This window comes from Streptomyces sp. NPDC017095 (assembly GCF_044332325.1).
GTDB lineage: Bacteria > Actinomycetota > Actinomycetes > Streptomycetales > Streptomycetaceae > Streptomyces.
Genome location: NZ_JBIROU010000002.1, coordinates 538,442 through 552,053, shown reverse-complemented (window position 1 = coordinate 552,053; position 13,612 = coordinate 538,442). Strand labels below are relative to the sequence as shown.

Annotated in this window: 14 protein-coding genes and 2 tRNA genes; 13 read left to right on the top strand and 3 right to left on the bottom strand. The window is 74.6% G+C overall.

Features of this window, described 5'->3' with window-relative positions; translation table 11 throughout:
• The first annotated feature begins 29 nt into the window (after positions 1–29).
• From ACH4OA_RS05480 to ACH4OA_RS05435, 10 genes are all read left to right on the top strand, one after another.
• Positions 30–1,154 (top strand): TIGR03364 family FAD-dependent oxidoreductase, encoded by a 1,125-nt coding sequence (locus tag ACH4OA_RS05480; RefSeq protein WP_397967761.1) that lies wholly within the window; start codon positions 30–32, stop codon positions 1,152–1,154.
• 8 nt (positions 1,155–1,162) lie between these two features.
• A complete protein-coding gene (locus tag ACH4OA_RS05475; protein ID WP_397947409.1) occupies positions 1,163–1,861 on the top strand; it encodes a phosphonatase-like hydrolase in 699 nt (232 codons plus the stop codon).
• Position 1,862: 1 nt separating this feature from the next.
• Positions 1,863–2,906, top strand: a complete 1,044-nt coding sequence (locus ACH4OA_RS05470; RefSeq protein ID WP_397941091.1) for an ABC transporter ATP-binding protein — start codon at positions 1,863–1,865, stop codon at positions 2,904–2,906.
• Positions 2,903–3,685, top strand: coding sequence for a 2-aminoethylphosphonate ABC transporter permease subunit (locus tag ACH4OA_RS05465; protein ID WP_397967759.1), 783 nt, complete (start codon positions 2,903–2,905; stop codon positions 3,683–3,685). Before ACH4OA_RS05470 ends, ACH4OA_RS05465 begins: the two co-directional genes overlap by 4 nt.
• Complete coding sequence (locus ACH4OA_RS05460) at positions 3,672–4,469, top strand: ABC transporter permease (RefSeq protein WP_397967757.1); 798 nt, start codon at positions 3,672–3,674, stop codon at positions 4,467–4,469. Before ACH4OA_RS05465 ends, ACH4OA_RS05460 begins: the two co-directional genes overlap by 14 nt.
• Positions 4,470–4,515: 46 nt before the next feature.
• Entirely contained in the window at positions 4,516–5,571 is a 1,056-nt protein-coding gene (locus ACH4OA_RS05455) for a 2-aminoethylphosphonate ABC transporter substrate-binding protein (RefSeq protein WP_397967755.1), read from the top strand.
• A gap of 170 nt (positions 5,572–5,741) precedes the next feature.
• Entirely contained in the window at positions 5,742–7,229 is a 1,488-nt protein-coding gene (locus ACH4OA_RS05450; RefSeq protein ID WP_397967753.1) for an alkaline phosphatase family protein, read from the top strand.
• A 76-nt stretch (positions 7,230–7,305) separates the two neighbouring features.
• Positions 7,306–8,085, top strand: a complete 780-nt coding sequence (locus ACH4OA_RS05445) for an HAD-IIA family hydrolase (RefSeq protein WP_365872304.1) — start codon at positions 7,306–7,308, stop codon at positions 8,083–8,085.
• A 108-nt stretch (positions 8,086–8,193) separates the two neighbouring features.
• The gene (locus tag ACH4OA_RS05440; RefSeq protein WP_397967750.1) at positions 8,194–8,748 is read left to right on the top strand and encodes a hypothetical protein; all 555 of its coding nucleotides are present in this window, start codon (positions 8,194–8,196) and stop codon (positions 8,746–8,748) included.
• Between the two features lie 6 nt (positions 8,749–8,754).
• Positions 8,755–9,456 (top strand): class F sortase, encoded by a 702-nt coding sequence (locus ACH4OA_RS05435; RefSeq protein WP_397967747.1) that lies wholly within the window; start codon positions 8,755–8,757, stop codon positions 9,454–9,456.
• Between the two features lie 10 nt (positions 9,457–9,466).
• On the opposite strand, the gene ACH4OA_RS05430 is transcribed toward ACH4OA_RS05435, so the two are convergent.
• Both ACH4OA_RS05430 and ACH4OA_RS05425 read right to left on the bottom strand, forming a co-directional pair.
• Positions 9,467–10,156 carry a FadR/GntR family transcriptional regulator gene (locus tag ACH4OA_RS05430; protein ID WP_397941083.1) on the bottom strand — a complete coding sequence of 230 codons (690 nt, stop codon included), beginning with the start codon at positions 10,154–10,156 and terminating at the stop codon, positions 9,467–9,469.
• 77 nt (positions 10,157–10,233) lie between these two features.
• Positions 10,234–10,307 (bottom strand) — tRNA-Lys (locus tag ACH4OA_RS05425).
• A gap of 187 nt (positions 10,308–10,494) precedes the next feature.
• Here ACH4OA_RS05425 and ACH4OA_RS05420 point away from each other — a divergent pair.
• From ACH4OA_RS05420 to ACH4OA_RS05410, 3 genes are all read left to right on the top strand, one after another.
• The gene (locus tag ACH4OA_RS05420; protein WP_365883725.1) at positions 10,495–11,529 is read left to right on the top strand and encodes a peptidoglycan-binding protein; all 1,035 of its coding nucleotides are present in this window, start codon (positions 10,495–10,497) and stop codon (positions 11,527–11,529) included.
• 92 nt (positions 11,530–11,621) lie between these two features.
• Positions 11,622–12,749, top strand: a complete 1,128-nt coding sequence (locus ACH4OA_RS05415; protein ID WP_365883724.1) for an SPFH domain-containing protein — start codon at positions 11,622–11,624, stop codon at positions 12,747–12,749.
• Between the two features lie 123 nt (positions 12,750–12,872).
• A complete protein-coding gene (locus tag ACH4OA_RS05410) occupies positions 12,873–13,478 on the top strand; it encodes a lytic polysaccharide monooxygenase (protein WP_365883723.1) in 606 nt (201 codons plus the stop codon).
• A 49-nt stretch (positions 13,479–13,527) separates the two neighbouring features.
• Here ACH4OA_RS05410 and ACH4OA_RS05405 read toward each other — a convergent pair.
• Positions 13,528–13,601, bottom strand: a tRNA-Lys gene (locus ACH4OA_RS05405).
• Positions 13,602–13,612 lie beyond the last annotated feature (11 nt).

Here is a 13,612-nt window from a genome sequence, read left to right as displayed (position 1 = left end):
GTTCCCGGACAGCGAGGAGCGTTGCCGCCGTGAGAGTGACAGTTGTCGGAGCAGGCGTGGTGGGCACCATGCACGCCTGGCACGCAGTGGAACGCGGCCACCAGGTCGTACAGATAGAGCGCGAGGCCGAGGCGCGCGGCGCCTCGCTGCGCAACTTCGGGCAGATCTGGGTCAGCGGGCGCGCCGCCGGCGCGGAGCTGGAGGCCGCGCTGCGGGCGCGGGAGCTGTGGGAGGGGATCGGCGGCCGGGTCCCGGCGCTGGGGTTCCGGGCCAACGGCTCGCTGACCCCGGTCCGCGGGCCGCTGGAACTCGCCGTCGCCGAGGCCGCCGTGGCCCGCGCCGACGCCGCCGCCCGGGGCTACAAGCTGCTCACCCCGGCCGAGGCCCGCGCCCTCAACCCCGCCCTGCGCGGCGACTTCACCGCCGCCCTGTACTGCGAGCGGGACGCGGCCGTCGAGCCCCGCACCGCCCAGCTCGCCCTGCGCGCGGAGCTGCTGAAGTCCCCCGCCTACACGTTCCTGCCCGGCCGGGAGGTGCGCGAGGTGACCGGCCCCGGCACCGTGCGCGACGACCACGGGGACGTGCACCGGGCCGACGCCGTCGTGCTGTGCACCGGCGCCTGGCTCGGCGGCCTGGTCCGCGAACTGGCCGGGCCCGCACTGCCGGTGCGCCGGGTGCGGCTGCAGATGATGCAGACCGACCCGCTCGGCGAGCCGCTGACCACCTCGGTCGCCGACGCCGACAGCTTCCGCTACTACCCGGCCTACGCCTCCCCGGCGCTGGACGAGCTGAACGCCCGGCAGCCGCAGCCCGAGACCGCCGCCGCGCACCGGATGCAGCTGCTCATGGTGCAGCGCGCCGACGGCGGCCTGACCATCGGCGACACCCACGAGTACGAGCACCCCTTCGCCTTCGACACCGTGGAGGAGCCGTACGAGCACCTCACCGGTGTCGTGGAAGCGCTCCTCGACCGGCCGCTGCCGCGCGTCCGGCGCCGCTGGGCGGGCGTGTACGCGCAGTGCACCGAACCCGGCAAGGTCGTGCACCGCCAGCGGGTGCGCGACGGGGTGTGGCTGGTCACCGGGCCCGGCGGGCGCGGCATGACCTGCGCCCCCGCCATAGCCGAGACCACCGCGAACGAACTGGGCTGGTGAGCACCGACATGACCCCCGTCACCCCCGACATCCGGCTCGTCGTCCTCGACATGGCCGGCACGACCGTCGCCGACGGCGGCCTGGTCGAACGCGCCTTCGCCGCGGCCGCCGCCGAACTGGGCGTCGAGCCCGGCTCCCCCGAGCACGCCGGGCACCTGGCCTACGTCCGCGCCACCATGGGCGAGTCCAAGATCTCCGTCTTCCGGCACCTGTTCGGCGACGAGGACCGCGCCCGGCGCGCCAACACCGCCTTCGAGAAGGCGTACGGCGCCCTGGTCGACGACGGTCTGATCGCCCCGGTGCCGGGCGCCCGCGAGGCCATCGAGGAACTGGCCGCCGGCGGCCGCACCGTCGTGCTGACCACCGGCTTCGCCCGGGTCACCCAGGACGCCATCCTGGACGCCCTCGGCTGGCGCGGCCTGGTGCCGCTCACGCTGTGCCCGGCCGACGCCGGCGGGCGCGGCCGGCCGTACCCGGACATGGTGCTGGAGGCGTTCCTCCGGACCCGGGCCGCGCAGGACGTACGGCAGGTCGCCGTGGCCGGGGACACGTCGTACGACGTGCTCAGCGGCGTACGCGCCGGGGCCGGCCTGGTCGCCGGGGTGCGCACCGGCGCCCACGGCGACGCGGAGTTCACCGCCGCCGGCGCCACCCATGTCCTCGACTCCGTCGCCGGCCTGCCCGGTCTGCTCGCCGGAGCCCGCTGACATGAGCATCCGCTTCGACTCCGTCACGGTCGCCTACGACGGCCGGGTCGTCCTCGACTCCCTCGACCTGACCGTCGAGCCCGGCGAGGTCATGGCGCTCCTCGGGCCGTCCGGGTCCGGCAAGACCACCGCGCTGCGGGCGGTCGCCGGGTTCGTCCGGCCCGCGTCCGGGCGGGTGTACCTCGGCGGCGAGGACGTGACGGACCTCCCGCCGTACCGGCGCGGCATCGGCATGGTCGTGCAGAGCTACGCCCTCTTCCCGCACCTGCGCGTCGAGGACAACGTGGCCTTCGGGCTGAAGGCCCGCCGGACACCCCGGGCCGGGATACGGCAGCGGGTCGCCGAGGCGCTGGAGCTGACCGGCATGGCCGGCCACGCCCGCCGCTACCCGCGCGAGCTGTCCGGCGGGCAGCAGCAGCGCGTCGCCATCGCCCGCGCGCTCGCCATCCGGCCCCGCGTACTGCTCCTGGACGAACCGCTGTCCGCGCTGGACGCCCGACTGCGCTCCGGGATGCTCGCCGAACTGGCGCGGCTGCACCGCGAGCTGCCGGACGTGTCGATGCTGTACGTCACCCACGACCAGATCGAGGCGCTCACCCTGGCCGACCGGATCGCGGTGATGGACACGGCACGGCTGCGGGCGTGCGGGACCCCGCGGGAGCTGTACCGGGCGCCCGCCGACGAGTTCACCGCCTCCTTCGTGGGCGGCGCCAACCTGCTGCCGGTCACGGTGGCGGCCCGGGGCGTCGACTTCGCGGGGACCGGGCTGGAAGCCGACACCGGGGACGCGGCCGCGGGAGCGCGGGCCACGCTGTGCGTACGGCCGCATCTGGTCGGGCTGGGGGAGGGGCCCAACCGGATCAGCGGCACGGTCACCGACATCCAGTGGCGGGGCGCCACGCACCGGCTGTACGTGCGGGTCGCGGGCCACTCCGTCATGGCGGACGTGCGGGAGCTGAAGGACCCGCCGGCCCACGGCGACCCGGTGACCCTGCACTTCGCCCCCGAGGACGCGGTGCTGCTGCCGGCCGGGGTCTTGGCATGACCCGGCGCGTCCTGTGGGCCCTCCCCCCGGCCGCCCTGCTCGGCCTCTTCTTCCTCTACCCGCTCGCCCTCGTCGTCCGGCAGTCCCTGCGCCCCGACACCGGTGGCACCTCCCTGCGGCCGTACACCGACGTCTTCGCCTCCGGGGCGTTCCGGCACGCGCTGTGGACCACCGTGTGGCTGGCGCCCGCCGCCACCGCCGGCTGTCTGGTCCTCGGTTTCCTGCTGGCGCTGGTCATCGCCTTCGTACCGTTCCCGGGCGCGAAGGCGGTGGCGCGGTTCGTCGACGTGTACCTGTCCTTCCCGTCCTTCCTCATCACGCTGGCGCTGCTGTTCCTCTACGGCACCACCGGCATCCTCGGCTCCGTCCCGTTCCTCACCACCCCGTGGGGCGTGCTGCTGGCCGAGGTCACCTACTTCACTCCGTTCGTGATGCGCCCGCTGCTCGCCGCCTTCGCGCAGCTCGACACCGCCCTGCTGGAGGCGGCCGGTTCGCTGGGCGCGCGGGCGCCGCGCGTGGTCCGGCAGGTGATCCTGCCCGAGGCGCTGCCCGCGCTCGCGGCCGGCGGCAGCCTCGTCCTGGTGCTGTGCCTCAACGAGTTCGGGATCGTGCTGTTCACCGGCGCGAAGGGCGTCACCACCCTGCCGACGCTCGTCTACAGCAAGGCGATCCTGGAGTCCGACTACCCGGGCGCCTGCGCGGTCGCCGTCGTCAACGTCCTGATCTCCGTGGGCCTGTACGGCCTGTACCGGGTGGTGAGCCGTCGTGCTGGTGCATAGCCGCAAGGCCCGGTGGGCCGTGTGGGCCGTCTTCCTCGTCCTCTTCCTGCCGCTGTTCGCGCTGCCCCTCCTCGTCGTCCTGGGCGCCTCCTTCGCCACCCACTGGTCCGGCGCCCTGCCCTCGGGCCCGACCACCGCGCACTACCGTGCCGCCACCCGGGGCGAGTCCCTCCAGGCGCTCACCACCAGCCTGCTCACGGCCGCCGCCGCCAGCCTGCTCGCGCTGACCGCCGGCACCTGGGCCGCGCTGGCCGGAGCGGCCCTGCGCAAGCGCCACCGCCGGGTGCTGGACGCCCTGTTCGTGCTGCCGGTCGCGGTGCCGTCGGTGGTGGTCGGGCTGGCGGTGCTGGTGGCGTTCTCCCAGCCGCCGCTGCTGCTCAACGGCACCCGGTGGATCGTGATCACCGCGCACACCGTGCTGGTCACCGCCTTCGCCCACCAGTCGGTGTCGGCGGCCCTGACCCGCCTGGACCCGGCCTACGAGCAGGCCGCCGCCTCCCTCGGCGCCCGGCCGGCCACCGTCCTGCTGCGGGTGCGGCTGCCGCTGCTGCTGCCCTCGCTGACCGCCGCCGCCGGTCTGTGCTTCGCGCTCTCCATGGGCGAGCTGAGCGCCACGATGATGCTCTACCCGCCCGACTGGATCCCGCTGCCCGTCCTGGTCTACGCGGCCACCGACCGCGGCGCCCTGTTCACCGGCTCCGCCGTCGCCGTGGTCCTCATGGCCGCGACGCTGCTCGTCCTGTTCGCCGTCTCCCGGGTCCGCACCCGGGCGTCGTACCGCTGACCCACCCCCGGTCCTTCCCGCCACCACGCCAGGAGTCCGTCCCGCCATGCCCAGAACCCGTCCCGCGCTCGCCGTGGCCCTCGTCCTCCTCGCCGCTCCCGCGCTGTCCGCGTGCGGCGGCTCCTCCGCCGCCTCCGACGCGAAGGTCGTCACCGTCTACAGCGCCGACGGCCTCAAGGGCGAGAACGGCGACGGCTGGTACGACCAGGTCTTCGAGGACTTCGAGCGGCAGACCGGCATCAAGGTCGCCTACGTCGAGGGCGGCTCCGGCGAGATGGTGCAGCGCGCCGTCCGGGAGCGGAGCAACCCACAGGCCGACGTGCTGGTCACCCTGCCGCCGTTCATCCAGCAGGCCGCCGGCAAGGGCCTGCTCCAGAAGTACGTCCCCCGCGGCGCCGACCAGGTCGCCGGCGCCGACAAGGCCCCCGACGGCACCTGGACCTCGGTCGTCAACAACTACGTCGGGTTCGTCTACAACAAGAAGGAGCTGAAGCAGCCCCCGAAGACCTGGGACGACCTGCTCGGCCCCCGCTACGAGAACAAGCTCCAGTACTCCACGCCGGGCGTCGCCGGCGACGGAACGGCCGTACTGATCAAGGCGATCCACGACTTCGGCGGCAAGGACCGGGCCCTCGCCTACCTCAAGAGGCTCCAGGCCAACAACGTCGGCCCGTCCGCCTCCACCGGCAAACTGGCGCCCAAGGTGGACAAGGGCGAACTCCTCGTCGCCAACGGCGACGTGCAGATGAGCCACGCCCAGACCAAGACCATGCCGAACCTCGGCATCTGGTTCCCGGCCGGGCCCGGCGGCAGGCCCACCACCTTCGCCCTGCCCTACGCGGCCGGCCTGGTCACCAAGGCCCCGCACAGCGCGAACGGCAGGAAGCTGCTCGACTTCATGCTCGCCCGCAAGCAGCAGCAGGAGGCCGGTCCGGTCGGCGGCGGCTTCCCCGTCCGCCGGGATGTCGCGGCCGCCGGCGCGGGCGCCGCCGAGCTGACCCGGCTGATGGACGGCGTCGAGGTGTTCCAGCCCGACTGGGACGACATCGAGGAGAACCTCACGTCGTACGTCGAGGACTGGAAGTCCGCCACCGGCGGCTGAGCCGGCGGCGGTCCACCGGCCCGGCGGGTCCCGCCCCGCCGCCGCGGCCGGCCGCGCGACAACGCGCGCCCCAGGGGCAGCACCGCACGCACCGCACCGCCCCTGGCACCACCGGGGGCGGTGGCACGACCGCAGCGCTCCGCACGCCCGCCCTTCCCCGGAGGTCCTCCGTGCCCCTGTCCCGTCGTACCCTCCTGCTGTCCGCCGCCGCGGCGGCCGCGTCCGCCGGTCCGCTCGCCGCCGTCGCCCGCGCGGCCGCCCGCACCCCCAAGGTCCTGGTCATCGGCCTGGACGGCGCCCTGCTCGGCCGGATCAAGGAGGCCGACGCACCGAACCTGGACGCCCTGATGGCGGCCGGTCTCACCGCGCCCGGCAGCATCTACGCCAACCCGCTCGCCCCCACCCTCTCCGGGCCCGGCTGGTCGACCATCCTCACCGGGGTCTGGCCCGACAAGCACAACGTCAAGGACAACAGCTTCACCGGCTCCCGGTTCGACCGGTACCCGGACTTCCTCACCCGTATCGAGACGGCCAGGCCGGCCCTGTCCACGTACGCCGTCTCCTCCTGGGCGCCGCTCACCGACACCGTGTTCTCCGCGAAGGTCGACACCCGCGTCTCCACGCCCGGCGCCGAGTACGACACCGGCACCACCGCCCGCGCGGTCGCCCGGCTCCGCGACGCGAATCCGGACGCGGTCTTCGTCCACCTGGACAACATCGACCACGCCGGCCACACCTACGGCGCCGCCTCCCCGCAGTACCTGGACGCCATCCACGGCGCCGACGCGCAGGTCGGGCAGCTCGTGGCCGCCGTACGGGCCCGGCCCGGGTACGCCGCCGAGGACTGGCTGATCATGGTCACCGCCGACCACGGCCACACCGACGCCGGCGGCCACGGCGGCTCCACCCTCCAGGAACGGGGGACCTTCCTCATCGCCACCGGTACGGCGCTCGCGCCCGGATCGGTGCGCCACGACGTGAAGATGCCGGACGTCGCCGCCTCCGCCCTCGCCCACCTCGGCATCCCGCTCGACCCCGCCTGGGACCTGGACGGCCGCCCGGTCCAGCGGCCCGCGCCCGACGACTTCGACGCCCTGCGCGGCTCCCTGGGCACCCGCGTGGACGAGACGGGCATCCCGGCGGCCACCGTGGGCTTCACCCACACCCCGCCGCCCGGCTGGTCCGTCGACAACTCCGCGATGGGCGGCGGCGGGGTCACCGAGTGGCGCGGCTGGACCTTCACCACGGACGAGTTCTGGACCCAGGCCCAGCGCGACCAGAACCGCGAGGGCAACATCCGGGCCCGGAACGTCTTCGCGGTGGCCGACGGCGACGAGTGGAGCGACAAGGCGGTCACCGGCACCTTCGACTCCACCCTGGTCAGCCCCGCCTACCCGGTCACCGGCGGCGGCCCGGCCGTCCTGACGTACACCACCTACTACCGGCACGAGGCCCCGCAGAAGGGCGAGGTCCTCGTCTCCTACGACGGCGGCACCCCGGTCACCGTGCGCACGTACACCGCCGACGTGCCCTCGCGCACCGAGACCGTCGCCCTCCAGGTGCCGGCGGGCGCGAGCAGCGCCCGGGTCCGCTTCCGGTACACCGGCGGCAACAACTGGTACTGGGTGATCGACGGGGTCGGGATCGAGCGGGCTTGACTAGGGTGGGGGCGTCGGTACGCCGTGGTTCCGGCGCCCCCGTTCCCGACCGCTGACACGCCAGGAGACGCAACACATGGCAGACCGCAAGCCCATCGAGTCGTGGCTCACCGACATGGACGGCGTCCTGATCCACGAGGGCGTGCCCATCCCCGGCGCCGACGCCTTCTTGAAGAAGCTGCGCGAGTCCGGCCGGCCCTTCCTGGTGCTCACCAACAACTCCATCTACACCGCCCGCGACCTGCACGCCCGGCTGCGCCGGATGGGCCTGGACGTGCCGGTGGAGAACATCTGGACCTCGGCCCTGGCCACCGCCCAGTTCCTGAACGACCAGCGGCCCGGCGGCAGCGCCTACGTCATCGGCGAGGCCGGCCTGACCACCGCGCTGCACGACATCGGCTACATCCTCACCGACCACGAGCCCGACTTCGTGATCCTCGGCGAGACCCGCACCTACTCCTTCGAGGCCCTGACCAAGGCCGTCCGGCTGATCAACAACGGGGCCCGGTTCATCGCCACCAACCCCGACAACGTCGGCCCCTCCACCGAGGGCGACCTGCCCGCCACCGGCTCGGTCGCCGCGCTGATCACCGCCGCCACCGGCAAGAAGCCGTACTTCGTGGGCAAGCCCAACCCGCTGATGATGCGGGCCGGACTGAACGCGATCGGCGCGCACTCCGAGTCCTCGGCGATGATCGGCGACCGGATGGACACCGACGTCCTCGCGGGCCTGGAGGCCGGGATGCGCACCTTCCTGGTGCTGACCGGCGTCACCCGGCCCGCGGACGTCGACCGCTACCCCTTCCGCCCGTCCCGGGTCGTCGACTCCATCGCGGACCTGGTCGACCTGGTCTGAGCGCGGTCGGCCGGCGGAACCGGCCTCACCCGATCGGAGCACCGGGCGCCTCCCGAGGATGCGGGGGCGCCCGGTGCGGGGGAGCCTCCTGGTAACTGGAGGTTCACGATGGGCTCAGCACGCCTCACTGTCCGCACCGCACTGTTCGCCGCCGCGCTCACCGCGGCCGCTCCCGCGGCCCACGCGGCGGACGACGGCGCGGTCGCCGTGACCCCGGCCTCCCCGGCGCCGGGCGCCGACATCACGCTGACGGCCGGCGGCTGCGCCGGCGACCAGGGCACCGCCGTCTCGGCCGCCTTCGTCTCCGACGCCCGGCTGACCGGCACCCCGGGCGCGCTGAGCGGGCAGACCCGCGTCCGGTCCGGCCTTCCGCCGGGCGCCTACCCCGTGAAGGTGACCTGCGCCGGCCGCATGCTCACCGGCAGCCTCACGGTGGGCGGCCCGGCGGGCGCCAGGATCGCGGCGCCCGCCGGCCCGCCCACCGCGCCCGCCTCGCCGGTCGCCCCGGTGCCCGCGGGCGGCGGCGGCAGCGCGCACTTCGCCACCGTGGCCACCGGCGGCTCCGGGCCCGCCACCGGCCAGGCGGTGACCGGACTGGCACTCGCCGGGATCGCCGCGGTCGCGGTCGGGCTGCGCGCCCGCCGGAGCCGCGGGACCCGCTGACCGCCCGTGTCCGACGACGACCGGGAGCGCGGCGCCGGCTCCGGGCGGCTGGCCGCCGGCCTGGTCTGGACGCTGCTGCTGTGCGGGCTGTGGCTGTGGGGACGGGCCGCCACCGACGTGCCGCCGAGCGGGGACGGCCCCGCCACGGGTGACGTCTTCGCCGTGGGCCGCGCCGCCGACGGCACCCGGCTGCCGCGCGCGGTACGGCCGCTGTCCGGCGCGGTGCCCCAGCGCGTGGACATCCCGGCCCTGGGCGTCCAGGCCCCGGTGGTGGCCCGCGGCCTGGACGCCCACGGCGCCGTCGACCCGCCGCCCTACGACCAGCCGGGCGTGGTCGGCTGGTACGGCGCCGGTCCCCTGCCCGGCGCCGCCGGACCGGCGCTGCTGGTGGGCCACGTCGACACCGCGACCCGGCCCGCGGTGTTCCACCGGCTCGGCAGCCTCAGGCCCGGCCGGCGGGTCCGGGTGTTCCGCGCGGACGGCAAGGTCGCCGAGTTCACCGTGGACGACGTCCGCGTCCTGCCCCGCGAGGGCTTCGACGCCCACCAGGCGTACGGTCCCCGGGAGCCGGGCCGCGCCGAACTCCGCCTGATCACCTGCGGCGGCACCTTCGACCGCGCGAGCCGCAGCTACACCGCGAACGTGGTCGTCTCCGCGTACCTCACGGGCCTGACGGGAACGGCGGGACCGGCGGGACCGGCGGGATGAGCGGACCCGGTCAGCGGTCGGCGGCGGCCACCCGGGACAGCCGGGCGCGGAGGTGGCCGAAGTGGTCCCGGATGGCCCGCTCCGCCCGCAGCGAGTCCCCGGAACGCACCGCGTCCAGGATCTCCCGGTGCTGGCGGCAGGTGACCCGCGGATCCTGCGGCGCGGCCACCAGATCCCGCTGCACCCGGTGGAAGGCGTCCCAGAACGCCTCCAGCACCTCGCCCAGCAGCACGTTGTCCAGTCCCCGGTAGAGCGTGGCGTGGAAGGCGCGGTCGGTCGCGGCGAGCCCGGTGCCCTCGGCGGCCTCCCGCTCCATCCGCTCCACCAGCGCCTCCAGCTCCACCAGGTCCGCCTGCGGCAGCCGCCCGGCCAGCCGGGACACCAGCCCGGTCTCCACGGCCTCGCGCAGCTCCAGCAACTGGAGCAGGGAGTCCTCGCCGCGGTAGTGGCCGGCGACGGTCCGGAAGGCCAGCCCCTCGATCATCGGCGCGAACGACATCGAGCCGACGTACGTCCCGAACCCGTGCCGGATCTCCACGATGCCCATCGCCTGGAGCGCCTTCAGGGCCTCGCGCACCGAGTTCCGGCTGGCCCCGAGGAGCCGCATCAGCTCCGGTTCGGTGGGCAGCGGGGCCCCCGAGGGCAGCCGCTCGTCCACGATCAGTCTCTTGATCCGCTCCTGAAGGTCCCGGGCTGCCATGGCCAGAGCGTAACCGGCCGTTCGGGACTCCGGGCAGACGAAAAGCCCCCCGCTCGCGCGAGGGGCTTCTCCGTCGGTGCGCCGCCAGGGACTCGAACCCCGGACCCGCTGATTAAGAGTCAGCTGCTCTAACCAACTGAGCTAGCGGCGCCTGCTGACAGGGGAAACTCTACCCGAACCCCAGGGGTGCTCCGCACCACCTCCGGGCAGGTCCGTCCGGCGTCCGGGGGGCCCGCGTACATCATTCGGACCGTCAGAATGCGCGTTCCGAACGCGGTTGGGAAACTGATCAACGTGCACCCTCGCGGACACGTCCCCCCGAATGTGAGGCAGATCGCATGACCGCTCCGATGTTCGAGGAAATCGATCCCGCGAGCGACTGCGACTGTCCCGGCTGCCGCCGCACCCGGCGGACGCCCCCTCCGGCCCGGCCCGGCCGCGGCCACCCGGCGGCCCGGTCGGTGGTGGTCGTGGCCGCCGCCTCCGCCGCCCTCGGCGCGGCCCCGGCGGCCGCGGCCGCCGCCCCCGGCCACGCCCCGCACCGCGAGGCCCGGCCCGGCGACGGCGTGCCCGCCACCCCGCAGGGCCCCAGGGCCCCGCTGCACGGCCCGGCGGGCAGCCCCGCGAAGTCCCCGGCCGTCCCGACCCCCGCCACCACCCGCACCGAGATCATCAACCGGGCCAAGACCTGGGTCGCCGCCAAGGTGCCGTACAGCATGTACGCCTTCTGGTCCGACGGTTACCGGCAGGACTGCTCGGGCTATGTCTCCATGGCCTGGGGCCTGCCCGGCAACGAGTGGACGGGCAGCCTCGGCTCGTTCGGCGTGAAGATCACCAAGGCGGAGCTGCAACCCGGGGACATCCTGCTATACCACAACCCCGACAACCCCGAGAAGGGCTCGCACGTGGTGATCTTCGGCGGCTGGACGGACCACACGCACACCTCCTACACGGCCTACGAGCAGACACCCCCGCACGCCCGGCGCCAGTCCACCCCGTACCCCTACTGGAACAACACCGGCAAGTACGTCCCCTACCGCTACAAGGGCCTGCCCAAGGGCGCGGCCGGCTCCCGGGCGGCCCGGCCGGACCAGGGCGCGGCCGGCGCGGACGGACGGCCCGCCTCGCACGGGGTGCCCGGCTATCCCGGCCGGCACCACTTCCGGCCGGGCGCCGCCGGCGACCACGTCACCCGGCTCGGCGCCCAGCTGGTGCGCAAGGGCTTCGGCCGGTTCTACCCGCTGGGCCCGGGCCCGCGCTGGGGCGACGCGGACCGGCGGGCCGTCGAGGCGTTCCAGCGCACCCAGGGCTGGCGGGGCGGCGCGGCGGACGGCTATCCGGGGCCGGAGACCTGGCGCCGGCTGTTCGCCTGACCGGTCCGGCCGCCGCCCCGGCCGGCCCCGGCACCTTCCCGCACATCCCACCCCCCTTTCATGACGCGTCTGGCGCGGAGGCTGGAGCACGCATGAGTACGACCACATCCCACACGCCGTCCGGTGCCGAGGGGCAGTCGGACGGTTCCGGGGCCGGTCCCGGAGTCCGGCCGGCCCGTCTGATCCAGAACGAGGCGACCACCGAGATCCCCGTCCACCTGCTCTTCCGGGACGATCCCGACCCGGTGGCGATGCCGCTGAGACCGGCCGTGGTGGCCCGCCGGCAGGGCACCGGAGAGCAGCCCCGGCTGCGCCGCCCGGCGGCGGTGCGCAGACGGCCGCTGCCCCGGGCCGACCCGGAGCTGGCGGAACGCCCGGCGCGGGTGCTGCCGGGAGCGGCCGGGCTGCTCGCCGGGGCGTGCGGGCTCACCGGCTGCGCGGCCACCACCTGGTGGGCGGGGCTGCTGCCGGCCGGGGCGCTGGGACTGCCGGCGTACGCGGGCGCGGGCCTGGGACCGGCGCAGTGGGCCGCGTACGCCGGGGCCGGGCTGCTCGGGGCGTTCGGCCTCGGCGGACTGACCCGGGGGCTGACCGGGCGGGCCTGGGTGCTGGGCCTGTTCGGGCGGTACCGCGGCACGGTCCGGCGCACCGGGCTGCTGTGGGTGAACCCGCTGGTGCCGCGCCGCCGGGTGGACGTGCGGCTGCGGCACTGGCGCAGCGAGACCATGCCGGCCGCCGATCCCGACGGGCTGGCGCTGCGGGTGGTGGTGCTGGTGGTGTGGCGGGTGCGGGACACCGCGCGGGCGCTGCTCGGCGTCGACGACCACGAGACGTATCTGCGCGAGTGCGTGGAGGCGGCGCTGGCCCGGGTGCCGGTGGAGCCGGCGGGCGGGACGCGGGGCGGGACGACGGCGGCCGGGGACGCGCTGACCCGGCTGGTGGCGGAGGAGACGGCGCCGGTCGGCGTGGAGGTGTTCTCGGTGCAGCCGGTCCGGGTGGAGTACGCCCCGGAGGTGGCCGCCGCCGTGCACCGGCGCCGGATCGCCGCGCTGGACGCCCGGCAGCGGGCCAGCATGCTCGGCTCGGTGGTGGACTCGGTGGAGGACACGGTGACCCGGCTGACCGTGCGGGGGCTGGTCGAACTGGACGACTACGAACGCAAGGTGCTGGTCCGCGATCTCACGGTGGCGTTCTGCTCGGGGCGCGGGGAGCCGGTGTAGGGAGGGTGCGCGGCAGCCTCACTTTTGGTATGGACATGTTCATCTAGCGGCCATAATCTGTGGCTTGGTCTAGACCTACCGGCACGGCTCACCGAACTCCTCACCTCCTCCAGGAGCGGCAGCATGCGCACCAAGACCAAGTTGTCCGCGGTCGTCCTCGGCGCGGTCACCGCCGGAGCCTTCGCGCTCTCCACCGGCGGCGCCAGCGGCCACGGCTACACCGACCTCCCCATCAGCAGGCAGAAGCTCTGCCAGAACGGCACCGTGGCGAACTGCGGCCAGATCCAGTGGGAGCCGCAGAGCGTCGAGGGCCCCAAGGGCTTCCCGGCCGGCGGTCCCGCCGACGGCCAGATCTGCAACGCCGGGCTGGGGCAGTTCGCCCCGCTCAGCGCGCCGAAGACGCCGTCCGGCACGGACTGGCCCACCACCAGGGTGACCGGCGGCCAGTCGTACACGTTCCGCTGGCAGTTCACCGCCATGCACGCCACGACGGACTTCAGGTACTACATCACCAAGCAGGGCTGGAACCAGAACCACAACCTGTCCCGCTCGGACCTCAACCTCACGCCGTTCCTGACGGTGCCCTACAACGGCCAGCGCCCGCCGTCCACGCTCAGCCACAGCGGCACCCTGCCGTCCGGTCTGAGCGGGCACCACGTCATCGTCTCGGTGTGGACGGTCGCCGACACGGGCAACGCGTTCTACGCCTGCTCGGACGTCACCTTCTGACCGGTACGCCGAAGGGCCCCTCGCATCGGCGAGGGGCCCTTCGATCACGTGCGCCGCCAGGGACTCGAACCCCGGACCCGCTGATTAAGAGTCAGCTGCTCTAACCAACTGAGCTAGCGGCGCATGACTCCCGC

What these genes read in the sequence shown, in the direction of transcription:
- ACH4OA_RS05440 (WP_397967750.1), top strand. Translation starts at nt 8,194, where the DNA reads ATGGGCTCAGCACGCCTCACTGTCCGCACCGCACTGTTCGCCGCCGCG.
- ACH4OA_RS05445 (WP_365872304.1), top strand. Translation starts at nt 7,306, where the DNA reads ATGGCAGACCGCAAGCCCATCGAGTCGTGGCTCACCGACATGGACGGC.
- ACH4OA_RS05455 (WP_397967755.1), top strand. Translation starts at nt 4,516, where the DNA reads ATGCCCAGAACCCGTCCCGCGCTCGCCGTGGCCCTCGTCCTCCTCGCC.
- ACH4OA_RS05470 (WP_397941091.1), top strand. Translation starts at nt 1,863, where the DNA reads ATGAGCATCCGCTTCGACTCCGTCACGGTCGCCTACGACGGCCGGGTC.
- ACH4OA_RS05415 (WP_365883724.1), top strand. Translation starts at nt 11,622, where the DNA reads ATGAGTACGACCACATCCCACACGCCGTCCGGTGCCGAGGGGCAGTCG.
- ACH4OA_RS05475 (WP_397947409.1), top strand. Translation starts at nt 1,163, where the DNA reads ATGACCCCCGTCACCCCCGACATCCGGCTCGTCGTCCTCGACATGGCC.
- ACH4OA_RS05420 (WP_365883725.1), top strand. Translation starts at nt 10,495, where the DNA reads ATGACCGCTCCGATGTTCGAGGAAATCGATCCCGCGAGCGACTGCGAC.
- ACH4OA_RS05465 (WP_397967759.1), top strand. Translation starts at nt 2,903, where the DNA reads ATGACCCGGCGCGTCCTGTGGGCCCTCCCCCCGGCCGCCCTGCTCGGC.
- ACH4OA_RS05430 (WP_397941083.1), bottom strand. Translation starts at nt 10,156, where the DNA reads ATGGCAGCCCGGGACCTTCAGGAGCGGATCAAGAGACTGATCGTGGAC.
- ACH4OA_RS05410 (WP_365883723.1), top strand. Translation starts at nt 12,873, where the DNA reads ATGCGCACCAAGACCAAGTTGTCCGCGGTCGTCCTCGGCGCGGTCACC.